This window comes from Pseudomonas sp. MCal1 (assembly GCF_026341415.1).
In the GTDB taxonomy this organism is placed as follows: Bacteria; Pseudomonadota; Gammaproteobacteria; order Pseudomonadales; family Pseudomonadaceae; genus Aquipseudomonas.
The window spans coordinates 178,362-194,150 of the sequence record NZ_JAKUMP010000005.1 but is presented as its reverse complement, the minus strand read 5'-3'; the positions used below and the strand labels follow the sequence as shown (position 1 = coordinate 194,150).

17 protein-coding genes are annotated in these 15,789 nt (G+C 60.4%); 11 read left to right on the top strand and 6 right to left on the bottom strand.

All coding sequences use genetic code 11. The features are described from left to right. Nucleotides 1-12 precede the first annotated feature (12 nt). Nucleotides 13-927, top strand: coding sequence for an alpha/beta hydrolase (locus MKZ87_RS10855; protein ID WP_085697299.1), 915 nt, complete (start codon nucleotides 13-15; stop codon nucleotides 925-927). Beyond that, nucleotides 924-1,253, top strand: coding sequence for a hypothetical protein (locus tag MKZ87_RS10850; RefSeq protein ID WP_085697300.1), 330 nt, complete (start codon nucleotides 924-926; stop codon nucleotides 1,251-1,253). The genes MKZ87_RS10855 and MKZ87_RS10850 overlap by 4 nt, the downstream gene beginning before the upstream one ends. A 102-nt stretch (nucleotides 1,254-1,355) precedes the next feature. Here MKZ87_RS10850 and MKZ87_RS10845 read toward each other — a convergent pair whose 3' ends face one another. From MKZ87_RS10845 to MKZ87_RS10830, 4 genes are all read right to left on the bottom strand, one after another. After that, complete coding sequence (locus MKZ87_RS10845) at nucleotides 1,356-2,807, bottom strand: transposase (RefSeq protein ID WP_266200862.1); 1,452 nt, start codon at nucleotides 2,805-2,807, stop codon at nucleotides 1,356-1,358. Nucleotides 2,808-2,978: 171 nt separating this feature from the next. Further along, a complete protein-coding gene (locus MKZ87_RS10840; RefSeq protein WP_085697301.1) occupies nucleotides 2,979-3,767 on the bottom strand; it encodes an OmpA family protein in 789 nt (262 codons plus the stop codon). A gap of 55 nt (nucleotides 3,768-3,822) precedes the next feature. Then, nucleotides 3,823-4,227 (bottom strand): DUF4398 domain-containing protein, encoded by a 405-nt coding sequence (locus tag MKZ87_RS10835; protein WP_085697302.1) that lies wholly within the window; start codon nucleotides 4,225-4,227, stop codon nucleotides 3,823-3,825. 367 nt (nucleotides 4,228-4,594) lie between these two features. Next, nucleotides 4,595-4,939 (bottom strand): pilin assembly protein, encoded by a 345-nt coding sequence (locus MKZ87_RS10830; protein WP_085688799.1) that lies wholly within the window; start codon nucleotides 4,937-4,939, stop codon nucleotides 4,595-4,597. Between the two features lie 214 nt (nucleotides 4,940-5,153). On the opposite strand from MKZ87_RS10830, the gene ppc reads away from it, so the two are divergent. From ppc to MKZ87_RS10795, 7 genes are all read left to right on the top strand, one after another. After that, nucleotides 5,154-7,784, top strand: coding sequence for a phosphoenolpyruvate carboxylase (ppc, locus tag MKZ87_RS10825; RefSeq protein WP_266200858.1), 2,631 nt, complete (start codon nucleotides 5,154-5,156; stop codon nucleotides 7,782-7,784). A 289-nt stretch (nucleotides 7,785-8,073) separates the two neighbouring features. After that, a complete protein-coding gene (gene adk / locus MKZ87_RS10820; RefSeq protein ID WP_085697304.1) occupies nucleotides 8,074-8,724 on the top strand; it encodes an adenylate kinase in 651 nt (216 codons plus the stop codon). Nucleotides 8,725-8,818: 94 nt separating this feature from the next. Then, nucleotides 8,819-9,493 (top strand): tRNA (adenosine(37)-N6)-threonylcarbamoyltransferase complex dimerization subunit type 1 TsaB, encoded by a 675-nt coding sequence (gene tsaB / locus MKZ87_RS10815; RefSeq protein ID WP_266200856.1) that lies wholly within the window; start codon nucleotides 8,819-8,821, stop codon nucleotides 9,491-9,493. A 172-nt stretch (nucleotides 9,494-9,665) separates the two neighbouring features. Next, a complete protein-coding gene (locus MKZ87_RS10810; RefSeq protein WP_007954720.1) occupies nucleotides 9,666-9,974 on the top strand; it encodes a hypothetical protein in 309 nt (102 codons plus the stop codon). Next, nucleotides 9,974-10,834: a DUF72 domain-containing protein gene (locus tag MKZ87_RS10805; protein ID WP_085702564.1), complete on the top strand. Its 861-nt coding sequence runs from the start codon at nucleotides 9,974-9,976 to the stop codon at nucleotides 10,832-10,834. Before MKZ87_RS10810 ends, MKZ87_RS10805 begins: the two co-directional genes overlap by 1 nt. A 32-nt stretch (nucleotides 10,835-10,866) precedes the next feature. Beyond that, the gene (locus MKZ87_RS10800; protein WP_266200855.1) at nucleotides 10,867-11,703 is read left to right on the top strand and encodes an isocitrate lyase/PEP mutase family protein; all 837 of its coding nucleotides are present in this window, start codon (nucleotides 10,867-10,869) and stop codon (nucleotides 11,701-11,703) included. 2 nt (nucleotides 11,704-11,705) lie between these two features. Then, the gene (locus tag MKZ87_RS10795; protein ID WP_266200854.1) at nucleotides 11,706-12,398 is read left to right on the top strand and encodes an extensin family protein; all 693 of its coding nucleotides are present in this window, start codon (nucleotides 11,706-11,708) and stop codon (nucleotides 12,396-12,398) included. A gap of 4 nt (nucleotides 12,399-12,402) precedes the next feature. Here MKZ87_RS10795 and MKZ87_RS10790 read toward each other — a convergent pair whose 3' ends face one another. Beyond that, nucleotides 12,403-13,017, bottom strand: coding sequence for an energy transducer TonB (locus MKZ87_RS10790; RefSeq protein WP_085697309.1), 615 nt, complete (start codon nucleotides 13,015-13,017; stop codon nucleotides 12,403-12,405). Between the two features lie 93 nt (nucleotides 13,018-13,110). Between MKZ87_RS10790 and MKZ87_RS10785 the strand changes: the two genes are divergently transcribed. Continuing rightward, nucleotides 13,111-13,893 carry a class I SAM-dependent methyltransferase gene (locus tag MKZ87_RS10785; RefSeq protein ID WP_416383549.1) on the top strand — a complete coding sequence of 261 codons (783 nt, stop codon included), beginning with the start codon at nucleotides 13,111-13,113 and terminating at the stop codon, nucleotides 13,891-13,893. Nucleotides 13,894-13,954: 61 nt separating this feature from the next. Here the strand turns inward: MKZ87_RS10785 and MKZ87_RS10780 are convergent, their stop codons facing one another. Continuing rightward, nucleotides 13,955-14,590, bottom strand: a complete 636-nt coding sequence (locus MKZ87_RS10780) for a TetR/AcrR family transcriptional regulator (protein ID WP_085697311.1) — start codon at nucleotides 14,588-14,590, stop codon at nucleotides 13,955-13,957. Between the two features lie 94 nt (nucleotides 14,591-14,684). Here MKZ87_RS10780 and MKZ87_RS10775 point away from each other — a divergent pair, with 94 nt between their 5' ends. Next, nucleotides 14,685-15,785, top strand: coding sequence for an efflux RND transporter periplasmic adaptor subunit (locus MKZ87_RS10775; protein ID WP_266200853.1), 1,101 nt, complete (start codon nucleotides 14,685-14,687; stop codon nucleotides 15,783-15,785). Nucleotides 15,786-15,789 lie beyond the last annotated feature (4 nt).

Genomic DNA, 15,789 nt, shown 5'->3' with positions numbered 1-15,789 from the left:
AGGTTTCACCGGATGAGAATCCTCGGCATCCTTTGCCTGCTTTTGACCCTCGGCGGTTGCAGCTCCTTGCTGTTCTATCCAGAGCCGGGCCAGATCTTCACGCCGGAAAAGGCCAAACTCGAATACCGCACCGTCACTCTGACCACCGCCGACGGCCTCAAGCTGAATGCCTGGTGGCTGCCGGCCAAACCCGGTGTCGAGATCAAGGGCACGGTCCTGCACCTGCACGGCAACGGCGGCAACCTGCCGATGCACTTGGGCGGGAGTTGGTGGCTGCCGAAAAACGGCTATCAAGTGTTGCTGGTGGACTATCGCGGTTACGGCCTGTCCGAAGGCGAGCCGAGCCTGCCGGCGATCTATCAGGACATCGATGCCGCCTTCGCCTGGCTGGACAAGGCGCCGGAAGTCAAAGGCAAACCGCTGGTGCTGCTGGGCCAAAGCCTCGGCGGGGCGATGGCCGTGCATTGGCTGGTGCAACATCCGGAAAGACAAAATCAGCTCAAGGCCTTGGTGCTCGACGGTGTGCCCGCCAGTTACCGCAGCGTCGGCCAGTACGCCCTCAGCACGTCGTGGCTGACCTGGCCATTTCAGGTGCCGCTGTCGTGGCTGGTGCCGGATGGCGACAGCGCGATCAACGCCATGCCGCAGCTCAACGGCGTGCCGAAACTGATCTTCCACAGCCTCGACGACCCGCTGGTGCCCCTTTCCAACGGCATCCGTCTGTATCAAGCTGCGCCGCCACCGCGCGTGCTGCAGCTGACCCGGGGCGGGCATGTGCAGACCTTCGGCGACCCGGTGTGGCGCCAGGTGATGTTGCGCTACCTCGACGACCCCGAGCATTTCAACGGCTTGCGCCGCCTCGGCGAGATCCCGAATTATCCGACACCTCCGAATTCTGAAGACGAACCACCAGAGAGTCCGCAATGACTGAAGAACGCAACGCCATCCCGCTGATCATCACCGGTATCTGCAGCATCCTCGGCACCGTCGGTGCCCTGTGGTGGTATGGCTACCTGCACTTCGCCAAACCCGAGGATGCGTTGCTGCTCAACGAATTCACCATGCTCAAGACCATTCCCGGCGAAGACTACAAAGTCTCCCTGGAGCCAGCGGCGCAAGTGGCGCAGTGCATTGATGGGGTGTTGGTGTTGTTTGATACCGAGCAAAAGGGGCTGACTGGCGTGCTGGTCAACGACCGCAAGAAAGCCGTGCGGTGCATGGGGCAGGAGACGCCGCAGAAGCTGGCGCAGTAAAACAGGGTCTGTACGGGCGCCTTCCCTTTTTCAGATGAAAAATCAGGAGGCGCCCGTGTTTTTACAATGCTGCTTACAAAGAACAGTTGGCGAATTGGAAGCTCAAGGGGCTACGTCAAAAGATCCTATTCTTGGTGGTGCAAAGGTACTGCTTACCTGATGATATATAACTGCAATATATTTCCCTGGTGATAAATGAGGGAAGTTAGTTTTCCAGTTACCTAGCGCATCGGCGATGACTGTTAGTTCATGAGAGGTATTTTCACCGCTTTTTTGGTAGGAGATCTTTGTTGTTGCGCCAGGAATACCCTTCCCTGAGAAATTAATCGGATTTGGAGCAGCTGGCCCCTCTAAGGCCGGGGATGTAATTTTGGGTAACGGAAGTGGTGATGTGCATTTAGGCGCCGTCTCATGATTTACAGCGACGGCAATTGTCGCACCCTGCGAATCTGCACTACATGTTGTAACGGTGATACCTACCCCTGGATCTCTTAGAGTCTTGCCGGGGAGTAATGTCGGATCATCCGTCGTGGCTGTTTCCGGTGTACCATCGAGCTGGGTGTTTAAAACTGTGCCCCCCATCGTGGTGTATCTCACCCAAACGCCGTTTACCCGGTTATCGGTTGCAGGAAAATTATCGAATGGAGTGGGTTTTCGGTACTCCAACGCCAATTGTGCCGGAGTGGTTTCAGGTCGATTGATGAGATAAAGCTGAGGTCCGGCATCGCCCAGTTTTGCCAAGCGATAAAGGCCGCTGCGTTCGATGACTGCCACCTGTGAGTTGTCCAGCCATCCCGAGTACCACCGATTGTTGGCGGGATAGAGGGTTCCACCCCCAGAGACAGAGTCACCACTGTCGCCATAGCCAATCACCGCACACTCAATGGGGGCCATTTCCAGTGGGGCTAATACGGTATCGCCGTGTTTTGGGCACTTGATGTAGGTGCTTCCATGGCTGTATCCAAGATTGTGCCCGAATTCATGCTTGTAAACGTGAGGGCCTCCCGATTGTCCATATACGCCAATGAATTTCCCGGGCGTCCAGGCTGAAGCTGACCCGCCACAGTCAATTACGCTGATGCGGTAATCGTAGTTATTAGCGTCCAGTCCGTGCGCCTGCGCGGCTTTTATCCCCTCTGAATCTGCCAGGTTAATCGGCATTGGTGCCGAGTCTCCGGGTTTGAATGTGCATAGTTCAGGGCGAGGGCCGGATGTATGCTCAATGATCTGTCCGGTGAGTGTGAGCTTTCCGTTCGAGGCTGCGTGAATGTAAGCCGGCAGTGCGTTGGGATCCGTAGAAACTGTATGTTGCCTGATCAATGGAAAATCCAGAGCGTCGCCATCCTGCCAATGGGTTACGGTGACCAGTAGTGTTTTGGTTCCCACTACCGGACGCTGATTGACTTCCGGTTCAGGCAATGGAACCTCATTTGGGATGGAATCTCGTTCGTCATACCCAAAATCATTTGCAGTTGAGGCGTTCGATGGTGGTGCTACGCAGCCTGCCAGGAGCATGGCTGCACACAGTGTTTTCAGAAAGGCCCGAGTTCGCATGGTAACGCTCCTTGATTTCCAGCATTTGGTTTGGAGCTAAAGTGTTACGCGCACTCATTTGTTTCGCCTACTGTTATAAATGACAGGTCAAGACGAGTGGTAGTCAATCTCCGCTGCAAAAAAAAGCCCCGTCGGAGCAGATCCGGCGGGGCTTTCATGTTGCTTCGCGAATTATTTGGCGCTAACCGCCGAACGCGGCATCACTGGCTGGTTGTCGTTGGAAATGGTCACTTCCACCCGACGGTTCATTGCACGGCCCGAAACGCTGCCGTTATCCGCCACCGGGTATTCCTTGCCATAGCCCTGAGTCACGATGCGCGACGGATCGACGCCCATCTTGATCAGTGCGACCTGTACGGAAGTGGCACGACGCTCGGACAACGACTGGTTGTAGTTCGCCGAACCGGTGCTGTCGGTATAACCCTCGACGATCACTTTGCGATCAGGGTTTTCCTGGAGGAACTGCGCCAGTTTATTGATGTTCACCAGACCGCTGGATTTCAGATCGGCCTTGTTGGTGGCGAACAGCACGTCACCGAAGGTCACCAGCGTACCGCGATCGGTCTGCTTGGCGTTGAGGCTTTCCTGCAGCTGTTTGATCTGCTGATCGCGAGCATCCAAACGGGCCTGGGCACGTTGGGCGGCGGCGTTCTTCAGATTGTTCTCAGCAGTACGCAGGGCGATAGTCTGCTTGGCCACTTCCACGCGCTGGTTGGTCAGGTAGGCCAGTTGGTCGACCTTGCGCTGATCTTCCTTGTCCAGATAAGCCTTGTCGGCCTTGTCCAGATAATCACTGGCGTCCTTGGTTTCCAGCGCCGCGACCTTGCTGGCCTGCGGGTTGGCCTGCAGGCCGGCATAGTTGGTGCGCGCCTGTTCCAGATTCGGGTTCGGCGGTGTCGAGCAGGCAGCCAGGGCAACGCTTGCGGCCAGAAGAGCGGGGATCATCAGTTGTTTACGCATAATCGTTCGTCCTTTCTATCGATAAGAGTTTCAGTCTTGCGGTCGGGATGCGCGCTTACTGCACAGTGCGCTGACTTTCCTGACGCAGTTCCTGAACACCTTTCTGGGAATCCTTCACCGCTTGTTCGGCTTTCATCGCCTGAGCCTTGCGTTCAGCGACGCGGGCGTCCCACTCGGCCTGTTCGGCCAGGGTGCGGGCTTCGTCATACTTTTTATCGTGCATGGCGATTTCGGCTTGTTTGAGCTTGTCCTGTGCCTGCTTCATTTCCACGGCGGCGAATTCGGTACCGCCGGCGCTGACCGCGCTGTTGACCGCCGATTGAGTCACGGCGTATTGCTCGGTCGGAGGATTGCCGGCGCAACCGGCCAGTACGAAGCTGGTGCCGATCGCCAGGGCGGCCAGTTTCAGACCGCGCAGGTGGGAAAACGAGGTTTGGGTCTTCATGGTCTTCAACTCCATTGGTTAACTCCTTGGAAGCTTCGAAATCCATCCTGGTAGCGGAGCCGCAACCGTCATGTGCAAGTGCGTTTTGAAACGCTCGTTCCAGGCGTGGTTACCTGTTCCGACCGAAGGCATTTTTCAAAAGTTCAGAAAAGATGGCTCATCGCCAAAAAAAATGCTGACCAGGTGGACAGGGTCCTAAACCGGGAACTTTGGCGGGGGAGAGTGGTACGCGCGGGAGTAATAAGGCGTGTGATTTATGAGTTTGAATACAGTCAATGTGGGAGCGAGCTTGCTCGCGATAGCGTCGGATCAGTCACCACTAAAGTGCCTGACAAACCGCTTTCGCGAGCAAGCTCGCTCCCGCGTTTCGATTTATGTTGTGTCAGTGTTTCTGCTTGCCGGCTGCGGTCGACAAGTCATGCAAATGCCGCCGTGACAACGCGAGAAAACGCGGCGTCGGGCCGACATCTTCATACAGCGGATCACCTTCCTCGTCGGTGGCAACCACGGTCGAACCTTTCACATATGGCAGGCTCGCTTCGAACTCTTCGAGGGCGGCGCCGATCAGCTCGCCGAGCAGTTCTTCGGCGTGACGTTTGGGGTACATTTCGGCGATTGCCGCCAGCCGTGCGGCGGCTTCCACATCCAGATGAATCGTGTAGCCGGTATCGGTCAGGCGACCCTTGGCGGTTTCTTCCCAATGCTGGGCGAGTTCACGGATTTTCATATAGACCTCATGTCGCACCTGCTCATGGCAGGTCTTGGTGAGTGTCCGCCGTCAGCCGGCGGCAAGCCGTTGTGGGGCTTACTGTTGAGACTAGCTTCAAGCCTCAAGGTTTAAAGTCCCTTCGTCGTCTGCTTGTAAGAAGCGTTCCAGAGCGGCACTCTCTGTTCATCCACTCACTTGCGATCCGTCACCGATTACTGCTGGAGAGATGCTGATGACCGATATTGATGCACGCTTGCGCGAAGACGTTCACCTGCTCGGTGAGCTGTTGGGCAACACTATTCGTGACCAGTACGGCGAGGCGTTTCTCGACAAGATCGAGCAGATCCGCAAGGGCGCCAAGGCCGACCGGCGCGGCTCGATGGACGCCGAACTCAGCGCCAGCCTCAATCAATTGAGCGAAGACGAACTGCTGCCCGTGGCGCGGGCCTTCAACCAGTTTCTCAACCTGGCGAACATTGCCGAGCAGTACCAGCTCATCCATCGCCGCGAAGAGACCCAGGCCGCACCGTTCGAATCCCGCGTACTGCCGGAACTGCTCGCCCGCCTGCGCAACGAAGGGCACAGCGCCGAATCCCTGGCCCGGCAACTGGCGCGGCTGGAGATCGAACTGGTGCTCACCGCGCACCCGACCGAAGTGGCCCGCCGCACGCTGATCCAGAAGTACGACGCGATTGCCGCGCAACTGGCGGCTCAGGATCACCGCGACCTGACCACGGCCGAACGCGAGCACATCCACAACACCCTGCAACGCCTGATCGCTGAAGCCTGGCACACCGAGGAAATCCGCCGCACCCGGCCGACCCCGGTGGACGAAGCCAAGTGGGGTTTTGCGGTGATCGAGCACTCGCTGTGGCAGGCGATTCCCAACCATATGCGCAAGGCCGATCAGGCGCTGTTTGCGGCCACCGGTTTGCGTTTGCCACTGGAAGCCGCGCCGATCCGCTTCGCTTCGTGGATGGGCGGCGACCGTGACGGTAACCCGAACGTGACGGCTGCCGTCACCCGCGAAGTGTTGTTGCTGGCGCGCTGGATGGCGGCCGATCTGTACCTGCGGGATGTCGATCACCTGGCGGCCGAACTGTCGATGCAGCAGGCCAGCGAAGCGCTCAAGGCTCGGGCCGGCGACAGTGCCGAGCCGTATCGTGCGGTGCTCAAGCAATTGCGTGAACGGCTGCGCGCCACGCGCAATTGGGCCCACGCATCCCTTACGGCGACCACCCCGGCGCCGGCCGATGTGCTGCACAACAATCGCGATCTGCTCGATCCGCTGGAACTGTGTTTCAACTCGCTGCACGAGTGCGGCATGGGCGTGATCGCCGATGGGCCGTTGCTCGATTGCCTGCGTCGGGCCGTGACCTTCGGCCTGTTCCTGGTGCGCCTCGATGTGCGTCAGGATTCGTCCCGCCACAGCGCGGCCATGACCGAAATCACCGATTACCTCGGCCTCGGCAAATACGAAGAGTGGGACGAAGAACAGCGCATCAGCTTCCTGACCCGCGAACTGCAAAACCGTCGGCCATTGCTGCCGGCGCATTTCAAACCCTCGGCCGACACCGCCGAAGTGCTCGCCACCTGCAAGGAAATTGCCGCCGCGCCGGCGGCTTCGCTGGGCTCCTACGTGATCTCCATGGCCGGCGCCGCCTCTGATGTGCTGGCGGTGCAATTGTTGCTGAAAGAGTCCGGCGTATTGCGGCCGATGCGTGTGGTGCCGTTGTTCGAAACCCTCGCCGACCTCGACAACGCCGGCCCGGTGATTGAACGCCTGTTGCTGCTGCCGGGTTATTGCGCACGGCTGCAGGGGCCGCAGGAGGTGATGATCGGCTATTCCGACTCGGCCAAGGACGCCGGCACCACCGCGGCAGCATGGGCGCAGTACCGGGCGCAGGAACGGCTGGTGGAAATCTGCCGCGAGCAGCAAGTCGAACTGCTGCTGTTCCACGGCCGCGGTGGCACCGTGGGGCGTGGCGGTGGTCCGGCACACGCGGCGATTCTGTCGCAGCCGCCGGGGTCGGTGGCCGGACGTTTCCGCACCACCGAGCAGGGGGAAATGATTCGATTCAAATTCGGCCTGCCGGACATCGCCGAACAAAACCTAAATCTGTATCTGGCGGCAGTGCTCGAAGCGACCCTGTTGCCACCGCCGCCACCGACCCCTGAATGGCGGCATCTGATGGACGAACTGGCCGCTGACGGCGTCGCCGCCTACCGTGCGGTGGTTCGGGAAAATCCGCAATTCGTCGAGTATTTCCGCCAGTCGACCCCGGAGCAGGAGCTTGGTCGCCTGCCATTGGGCAGCCGTCCGGCCAAGCGCCGCGCCGGTGGCATCGAAAGTCTGCGGGCGATTCCGTGGATCTTCGGCTGGACCCAGACCCGTCTGATGCTGCCGGCCTGGCTCGGCTGGGAAACCGCCTTGAGCAAGGCGCTGGAGCGCGGCGAAGGCGAGTTGCTGGGGCAGATGCGCGAACAGTGGCCGTTTTTCCGCACGCGTATCGACATGCTGGAGATGGTGCTGGCCAAGGCCGACGCCGACATTGCGCTGTCCTACGACCAGCGTCTGGTGCAGTCGGACCTGTTGCCTTTGGGTGCGCACTTACGCGACCTATTGTCGCAGGCGTGTTCCGTGGTCCTCGGCCTGACCGGTCAGTCGCAGCTGCTGGCACATAGCCCGGATACCCTGGAATTCATCCGTCTGCGCAACACCTACCTTGACCCGCTGCATCTATTGCAGGCCGAGTTGCTGGCGCGCTCGCGGCAACAGGATGTCGAGCAGGGCAGCCCGGTGGAACAGGCGCTGCTGGTGTCTGTGGCGGGGATTGCCGCCGGTTTGCGAAATACCGGCTAAGGTTTTCTGCGTGGGGCGGGGCACCCGGGGCGAACCCTTGGGTGCCGTTTGACGACCGTGGGAAAAATGCGGTCAGGCGACAGTTAATGATGGGGTTGCGACTTGGGGAACCGCGTCGCAAGGTCGCGGCGGGCGCCGGTTTCTCCGACTTTTGGCGTCTTGTGTGGGCGCAGCCTGCTGTGTATCTTGATCAGCCTTTGGCCGTTTGGGCGGCCACGACCCGTTTTATGAGATTGGCCCCACGAGGCGAATCCATTGTTTTTTATATAAAAAATTGAGGAGCACATCGATGCGCGTCATTCTGCTGGGAGCTCCCGGGGCCGGTAAAGGTACTCAGGCTAAGTTCATCACCGAGAAATTCGGCATTCCGCAAATCTCCACCGGCGACATGCTGCGTGCTGCGGTCAAGGCCGGCACCGAGCTGGGCATCAAGGCCAAGAGCATCATGGATGCCGGTGGCCTGGTGTCGGATGACCTGATCATCGCGCTGGTCAAGGACCGTATCGCTCAAGCCGATTGCGCCAAGGGTTTCCTGTTCGATGGCTTCCCGCGCACCATTCCTCAGGCTGAAGCGCTGGTGACTGCCGGTGTCGAGCTGGACGCCGTGGTCGAAATCGCCGTTGAAGACGAAGAAATCGTTCAGCGTATCGCCGGTCGTCGCGTTCACGAGGCCAGCGGCCGCGTTTACCACATCGTCTACAACCCGCCGAAAATTGCCGGTAAAGACGACATCACCGGCGAAGAGCTGGTACAGCGCAAGGACGACACCGAAGAAACCGTGCGTCATCGCCTGTCGGTCTACCACTCGCAGACCAAGCCGCTGGTGGACTTCTACCAGAAGCTGTCCGCCAGTAACGGTGGCAAGCCGAAGTACAGCCACATCCCTGGCGTCGGTTCGGTTGAAGCGATCACTGCCAAGGTGCTTGAAGCCCTGAGCTGAAAAACCTGATCCGCTGCATCATCCACGGCCCGCTTGCGGGCCGTAGTTGTTTATACTGGCGCACTTTTTCCCCACCTGATTTACGGACACATCGATGAGCACCTTGCTGGCCCTGGACACCGCGACTGAAGCTTGCTCCGTTGCCTTGCTGCATGACGGCAAGGTCACGAGCCATTACGAGGTGATCCCGCGCCTGCATGCGCAGAAACTGCTGCCGATGATCCAGCAACTGCTGGCCGACGCCGGCACCACCCTGCAAGCGGTGGACGCTATCGCTTTCGGTCGTGGCCCGGGCGCTTTCACCGGCGTGCGAATTGCCATCGGTGTGGTGCAAGGCCTGGCCTTTGCGCTGGATCGCCCGGTGTTGCCGGTGTCGAACCTGGCCGTGCTGGCGCAACGGGCGTATCGCGAACACGGCGTGAGCCAGGTGGCGGCGGCCATCGATGCGCGCATGGATGAGGTGTATTGGGGCTGCTACCGCGAGACGGCCGGAGAGATGCGCTTGGTCGGCGCCGAGGCGGTGCTGCCGCCGGAAGTCGCCGCGCTGCCGGAGGATGCCTCGGGTGAATGGTTCGGTGCCGGCACCGGCTGGGGTTATGGCGAACGCATCGCGGTAAACCTGAGTGGATCCGATGCCGCCATGCTGCCCCACGCTGAAGACCTGCTGACTCTGGCACGATTTGCCTGGGAGCGCGGAGAAGCGATTCCGGCTGACGACGCCCAGCCGGTTTACCTGCGCGACAAGGTAGCCACCCCGAAAGCCCGCTAAGGCCATTCACCCTGTGACATTCGCCGCAGGGTTCTCCCGCTCCTGCCAATCGTCCGTTTCTAACCCCGCGCTTTAAACCTTTTGTCTTTTATGTGTTCTAGTTATCACTCGGCGATTTGCTAAGTCGGTCAGGTGCCGCTAAATTGCCATCATCGATACCGAGCATGACTTTATGCGTATAGACGGCGTTTCCACTCATTCCTACCCTATCAAGCGCAAGCCTCGCAAAGGCAATCCGGCGCTGGATGAGTCCGTCGACGATATCGACGGCGAGCTGGAATTCCCGACCGAAGAGCAACTGGCCGCCCGTGCCGCCAAAGCCACCGCGCAACGCCTGAGCAATCTGCCCGCCCGCCAACAAGACATGATTTATCACCGCGCGATGAAGAAAAGCGTGGCCATGGCCCTGGCCAGCTACCTGAGCACCGCCGGTTTTGTCGATTGGGATGCAGACGTGCTGGGCCTCGATCTGTACATCTGATGGATCTGCCTTACTACCTCGGTTGCCCGTCCTGGAGCGAAAACGCCTGGCGCGAGTATCTGTATCCGGCAGACGCCAAGACCTCCGATTTCCTCGGACTCTATTCACAAGTCTTCAACGCGGTGGAAGGCAACACGACCTTCTACGCCAGCCCCTCGCCGGCCACCGTGCAGCGTTGGGCCGAGGTGATGCCGGAGCATTTTCGCTTCACCGCCAAGTTTCCCGGTGACATCAGCCACAGCGGCGACTTGCGCGATCAACTGACCGCCGCTGAAACCTTCCTCCAGTTACTCAAGCCGCTCGGTGAGCGCGTCTCGCCAATGTGGCTGCAACTGTCGAAAAGCTTCACGCCGCATCGCTTGCCGGAGCTTGCTGCGTTTATCGATGCACTGGATTGCCCGCTGGCGGTGGAAGTGCGCCACGAACAGTTTTTCGCCAAGGGCGAGAGTGAGCGACTGCTGAACCGGCTATTGCTGGATCGTGGCGTGGAGCGTATCTGTCTCGACCCGCGCGCGTTGTTCAGTTGCCTGTCGACCGAGTCGTCTGTGATCCACGCCCAATCGAAAAAGCCCCGCGTGCCCACACGGCCGGCAGCATTCACTCAATTCCCGCAGGTGCGCTTCATCGGCCACCCGGAGCTTGAGGCCAACGATCCGTTTCTGGTGCCGTGGGTGGCGAAAATCGCCGAGTGGATCGAAGAGGGCCGCACGCCCTACATCTTCCTGCACACCGCCGATAACCTCCTGGCGGCGAAGCTGGCGCAACGTTTTCACGCACAACTGATGCAACGTTTGCCTGGCCTGCGCCCCTTGCCTGAGCTATACAGAGAACCCGCCGCCGAGCAACTCGGCCTGCTCTGAGGCGGATTCCTTTTCTGCTCAGGAGCCTGCCGATGGACGTCCAAGCCCGTCAACAACAAGCCCGTAAAGCCGAATCCTTCAAAGCCCTGCACGAACGCCCGGGGATTTTCGTGATCCCTAATCCGTGGGATGCCGGTTCCGCGAAGATGCTCGCCAGTCTCGGCTATCAGGCGCTGGCGACCACGAGCGCCGGTTATGCGTTTTCTCAGGCCAAACCCGATGGCGGTCTTAGCCTCGACGATACGCTGACCAATGTTCGGGCGATTGTCGCGGCCACCGATCTGCCGGTGGCGGTGGATCTGGAAAACGGTTTCGCCGACGCTCCAGCGCAATCGGCGCAAAGTCTGATCCGAGCTGCCGAGGCGGGCGCCGTGGGCGGCTCGATCGAGGATGCCACCGGCCGGGAAGACTCGCCGATCTACTGCTTCGAACACGCGGTGGCGCGGATCGAAGCGGCCGTCGCGGCCGTGCGCACCTTGCCGTTTCCCTTCATGCTGACCGCCCGTGCGGAAAACTATCTGCATGGCAATCCCGATATCAACGACACCATCCGCCGCTTGCAAGCCTTCGCCGAAGCCGGCGCCGACGTGCTGTACGCGCCGGGCCTGCGCACCGCCGAAGAAGTTCTGGCGGTGGTGCGCGCGGTGGCGCCGAAACCGGTCAATGTGCTGATGTCCGGCGGCTTGAAACTGACGGTGCAGCAGCTCGAAGAAATGGGCGTGAAGCGGATCAGCACCGGATCGGCGCTGGCCCTGGCGGCGTTGGGTGAGTTTTACCGCGCGGCGGAAGAAATCCAGCAGTCCGGCGCGTTCACCTTCACCTCCCGTTCGATGCCGTACGCCAAAGCCAATCAATTGTTCAAGGGGTGAGCATGGGGCGCTGGACGCTGTTGACCGTGCTGCTGATCATCGGTGGCAGCCTGATCGGCGTCTGGCGCGGTTGGCTTGATGTGCCGCCGCAGTGGAACCCGTGGGCGCCACTGGACGTGCAGGCGACGCCCAACTGGCTCACGGGTTACAAGTTGATGCGCCTGCGCAGCGATCCGGCCTTGTGCGAGCAGGCGCTGGTCAGCTCCGGCCTGCGGGTTTCACCACAGGCCGACAGTCCCGAAGCCAAATGTCCGCTGATCGGTGCTTTGCGCGTGCAGGGCGGCGGGGTGGCGCTCAGCAGCAGCTTTCTCGCCAGTTGTCCCTTGGCGGTGGCGTTTGCGCTGTTCGAGCGCCATACGCTGCAACCGGCGGCGCAGCAGGCCTACGGTCAATCTGTGGCTCGAGTCGATCACCTCGGCAGCTTCGCTTGTCGCAATATCTACAACCGCGAGAGCGGTGCACTCAGCCGCCATGCCAGCGCCGATGCGCTGGACATCGCCGGCTTGCGCCTCGCGGATGGTCGCGTGATCAGCGTGCTCAAGGACTGGCCGAAGCAAAACCAGGACGCGCAGTTTCTACGTCAGGTGCGCGACGGTGCCTGCGAGGCGTTCAGTGTGGTGTTGAGTCCGGACTACAACGCAGCCCATCGCAATCACTTTCATGTCGATGTCGGGCGCTGGAGCGTGTGTCGCTGAGGGATCAGGCGGCGATGCGCAGGTTCTGCTGAACGATCGGGCGTACCCAGCCGTTATCGAAGTCCAGGGCTTTCTGCTGCTCGACGATTTCTTCCGGCGGGAACGGCGGGTAAGGCTGCAGCAGATCCAGGTCGAACTCGGCAATCGGCAGGTAGAGCGGCTTTTTCTGCGGGGCAGGGCCCGGTTCCGGAATCGGCTGGCCGTTGTTGATCACGATCGGACGAACCCAACTGCTGTCGAAATCCTGCTGCTTTTGCTGAGTCTTGATTGCTTCTGGCGGGAACGGAGGGTACGGCTCGGCAAGATCCAGTTCGAGCTCGGCGATCGGCAGGAACAGCGGCTCCGGAGGACGCACCTGGGTTTCGACCACATCGCATTCGCGCTGGCTGATGATGTGCGCGTGCAGTTCGCTGCCGACGGTTGGTTCTTCAGGACTTTCCAGATCAACCGGCGGGAAAGTGCCGCAGGCCGGCACCACATCACTCGATTGTTCGGCCAGTGCCTGGGCAAAGAAATCCTGCCACAGGTGGCTGACGCCGCCCAATGCTTGAGTGTTATGACGGCTGAAATCACCTGTGGGCGAAATGTAGCCAATCGATGTGGGAAGAATGCCTGACATTTTTTTCGGTTGACGCTCAGCTCTGGCAAAATGCGCGTTGATTGGGTTATCGGCGGTTTTTGCCGATCCTTAACTTTTTTGAGCGTGTTTTCCATGATTGAGCAACCCGCGGCCTGCCGCATCCATGTCGAGGCCCTCGGCCCGACGTTCGAAGCGCAGGCCGAGCAGTGGGCGCAACGCCTGGGCCTGCCGTTGCAGGTGGCAGACGGCGAGTTTGCCCTGCAGGTCGGTGAGCAGGGTTTGCAGCTGCAACAACTGGGACCGGATGCGCCGGGGCCGGTGCAGGTCGACTTCGTCGAGGGTGGCGCGGCCCATCGCCGGTTGTACGGCGGTGGCAGCGGACAGATGATCGCCAAGGCGGTCGGCATCGCTCAGGGCGTACGTCCACGGGTGCTGGACGCCACGGCGGGGCTGGGCAAGGATGCGTTCGTACTGGCCAGTCTTGGCTGCGAGATGAGCCTGATCGAGCGTCAGCCATTGATCGGCGCCTTGCTGGAGGATGGTCTGGCCCGCGCGGCAGAAGACTTCGACGTGGCGCCGATCGTGGCGCGGATGAAGCTGCTCAAGGGCAATTCCATCGAGGTGATGCGCAATTGGGAGGGCGAGCCGCCGCAGGTGATCTACCTCGACCCGATGTTCCCGCATCGTGAGAAAACTGCGCTGGTGAAGAAGGAAATGCGTCTGTTCCGTCCGCTGGTAGGCGATGATCCGGATGCTCCGGCCTTGCTGGAAGCGGCGTTGGCACTGGCCACGCATCGGGTAGTGGTCAAGCGCCCGCGCAAGGCACCGTGTATCGAAGGGCCGAAACCGAGTCATGCGCTTGATGGCAAATCCAGCCGTTACGACATCTACCCGAAGAAAGCGCTCAAGCCCTGAGACCGAGTCGTCCCTAATCGCTGGCTTGCCAGCGAAAGCGTCAGTGCAGACGCCGCAGAAATCAGGGTCGATAGGCCCGCATGAACAGCCCGACCACCTCCTGCACATGACTTTCCGCCGCCTCACCGGTCAGCGGTTCTCCGCAGCCGTATAACAGCCGGAAATTCCCCGCGCCCTTGATCAGGCAAAAGAAGTGCTCGGCGGCGTTGTGCGGGTTGTCGATGCTTAGCACACCGGTTTCGTGAATCCGCCGCAGCAAACGTTCCATGCCTTGCACCATGCGCTGGGGACCGGCCTCGAAGAAGATCAGCGACAGCTTCGGATCCTGACTTCCCAGCGCCATGATCAGGCGATGCAGGTTCACCGATTCATCGCTGTTGATGAGGTGGTGAAAGCCTCTCGCAATGTTCAGCAACACATTTTCCACCGCGATGCCTTCCGGCAATTCGAAGAACAGTGGCGGCAATTGCTCCTCGCATTTGGCCACCACGGCGGCAGAGAACAGCGTCTCCTTGTCGTTGAAATGGCTGTAGACCGTCAGTTTCGATACGCCCGCCTCGGCGGCAACCGCGTCCATGCTGGTGTTGGCATAGCCATGACTCAGAAACAGGATTTTCGCCGCCTCCAGAATCGCCTGGCGCTTGGCCGGATCCTTCGGTCGGCCAGGGCCGTTTGGAGTGGAAAGATTGTTCGACATTCTTCGCTTTTAATACTGGACTGGTGAGTTTGCTATTAATAACATACCGGCCAGTATAATTATTCCAAGCCTCCTTAGCGAAAGGTCCTTCACCATGTTCCGCCATGCGTTGTCCTTTGCGGTGACAGTCAGTCTGGCGTTTTTTTTGTCGGCGTGTGGCAAGGAAGAGGTGACGCAAGTCAGCGTGCGACCGGCCATGGTGGTGCAGCCAGAGCCTTCGGCGCAGGCGATGGAAAGTTATCCGGGCGAGGTTCGCGCCCGCTACGAACCCGATCTTGCGTTCCGCATCGGCGGCAAAGTCAGCCGACGACTGGTCGACGAGGGGCAGCGCGTGAAGGCCGATCAACCGCTCGCCGAACTTGATCCGCAGGATGTACGCCTGCAACTGGAAGCCACCCGGGCCCAGGTCGCGGCTGCCGAAGCCAATCTGAACCTGGTGCGCGCCGAGCGCGATCGCTACAAGACCCTGATGGAACGGCAGATGGTCAGCCGCTCAGCCTACGACAATGCCGAGAACCTCTACCGTTCCGGTGAAGCCCGCCTCAAACAGATCAAGGCCGAATTCAACGTCTCGACCAATCAGGCCAGTTACGCCGTGCTGCGCGCGCCTCAGGATGGCGTGGTGGCCAAACGCTCGGTGGAAGTCGGGCAAGTGGTCGCCGCCGGACAGACCGTTTTCACCCTCGCCACTGACGGCGAGCGTGAAGTGCTGATCAGCCTGCCGGAGCAGAGCTTCGGTCGCTTCAAGGTCGGCCAGCCAGTCTCGGTGGAACTGTGGACGCAACAGAACCAGCGCTTCGCCGGGCAGATCCGCGAACTGTCGCCGGCCGCCGATCCGAAATCCCGCACCTTCGCTGCACGCATTTCATTCACCTCCGGCAAAGTCCCGGCAGAACTGGGCCAGAGCGCCCGGGTTTTCGTGCAGACCGCCGATGTCATCCCGCTGTCGGTGCCGCTCTCGGCGCTGACCGCCGAAAACGGCGCGACCTACGTCTGGGTCGTCAGCGCCAACAACACTTTGAAAAAGACTCCGGTGCGCACCGGCCCGTTCGGTGAGAAAACCGTGCCCGTGCTCGAAGGCCTGAACGCCAGCGACTGGGTGGTCGCCGCTGGCGTCCATGTGCTGCTGGAAGGTCAGCAGGTGCGTCCGGTGGATCGCTCCAACCGCGTGGTCAATCTGGCGGACAAGGAGTAATCCC